Here is a 1,768-nt window from a genome sequence, read left to right on the forward strand (position 1 = left end):
CGGGGGCCTGTCCGTAAATTACTGTCGCAGTTGATCTGTGGGGTGGGTTGCATGTGTGAGACGGGCTTGTAGTTGCTCGAGAGTGCGTGCGGGTGGTCCGGGTATGGGTGTGATGTCGAGCCGGTGTAGGTCCAGGATCCGGTGGCCGTCTCGGAACTGCATGGTCAGGTTGGTGCGCTTGACGTCGAGTAGTTGGGCCAGCAGCGTGCTGGTAGCGGCTCGTCGTCGGCGTAGCAGGGCGGTCAGGAGTCGGTGGAAGTGGTCGATGCTGCTGGTCTGCGGATGCAGGTAGCTGCGTGGGCGGTGGAAGCGTCGCTGAAAAGCCGCCTCGGCCAACGCATCCCAGTACGGCTCCGAGACCGCGACCAGGTGCGCGAAGTCCGCTCGTGGCATGCCCGTCAGGGCCGGATCGGTGAGCATCTCGGTCAAGGACGGATCGGGTTTTCGACGCGCCGGGGCTGGTTCTGCGGGGTGGGGTGCGCTGGGGGCCACGGTGTAGTTCCAGTCTCCGTGGAATTTCTCCGGTGTGATCGGCAGCGAATGGAACTCGGCGGAGGTGACGGTGCCGCCGAGGGGGTAGCTGCCGGTGTCGAGATCGGCACCGATCATCAACCCGGTCCGGGTGGTTGTCGCGGCGATGGTCTCGATGACGACTTGGTAGCTGGTCAGGGGCCGTCCGCGCCAGTTGGCGGTGATGTGGCAGAACATCCGGTGCTCGATCTTGTTCCATTTCGACGTTCCCGGAGGATAGTGACAGACCGTGATCTCGAGGCCGCTCTCGCGAGCCAAGCAGTGCAGGTATTTCTTCCAGGTCCAGCGGCGGGGATCGTTGGAGCCACCGGCATCGGCGGTGATCAGCAGCCGGGTCGCGTCCGAGTGTTGTTCGCGTCCTTGGTGACGCCACCAGCGGCGGATGGACTCGACCGCGAATTCTGCGGTGTCGTGGTCGGTGCCGACGTTGACCCAGCCGGTGTTGGTGGCGATGTCGTAGATCCCGTAGGGGATGACCACCGGCTGATCGTCGGTGACGAAGAAACTGTGGCAGTCCACCGTGATCGGGTTCTTGCCCGGACGCCAGGTGCGCCCGGGACGGTCACGGTTGCCGATCCATTCCTTGGCCTTGGTATCGACGCTGATCACCGGCTGCCCGGCGTCGAGGAAGGCGGTAGCGGTGGCGTTGATGTGCGCGAACTGCGCATCACGGTCGGGGTGGGAGGTGCCCTCGTTGGTCTTGGCCGTGCCTTGCAGGCGGTATCCGAGCCCGCGCAGCAGATGCCCGACGGTCGTGGCACCGACTCGGTGACCCTGACCGGTCAGGGTCGACGCCAAGGTGCGCAGCGACAGCGTGGTCCAGCGCAGCGCAGAAACCGGATCGCCACGAGTATGCGGCTCGATCAGTGCCTCCAGCGCTGGCAGCAGCCCGGTGTCGGTCACCGTCAACGGCTTGCGACCCGCACCCGGAGCCCGGATGCGTTGGGTCGGTATGGGATCGGCAGTCAGTTCGCCGATGCCGCGTGCGACGGTAGCGGTGCTGACGCCGGAAGCGGCGGCCACCACGGTGATCCCGCCGTGGCCCACCGCCATCGCCTCACTGGCCAGATAGAGCCGACGCCGACGTTCATCCAGATGCGGCAAGATCTGATCGAATTTGACCCGCAATCCGGGCCCGGACACACATTCCCGCGGGAGACACATACCTCAGCCTCCCATTCACAACCACCGACCACCCACAGATCAACTGCGACAGTAATTTACGGACAGGCCCCGG

General features: G+C 65.2%; 1 pseudogene. It reads right to left on the bottom strand.

The window, feature by feature from the left end:
• Positions 1-97: 97 nt before the first annotated feature.
• Positions 98-1,695: pseudogene (locus tag AB0L97_RS38585) on the bottom strand (ISAzo13 family transposase); the annotation flags it as partial.
• Positions 1,696-1,768: the final 73 nt, after the last annotated feature.

The organism is Nocardia sp. NPDC051911, from assembly GCF_040681035.1.
Classification (GTDB): Bacteria; Actinomycetota; Actinomycetes; order Mycobacteriales; family Mycobacteriaceae; genus Nocardia; species Nocardia sichangensis.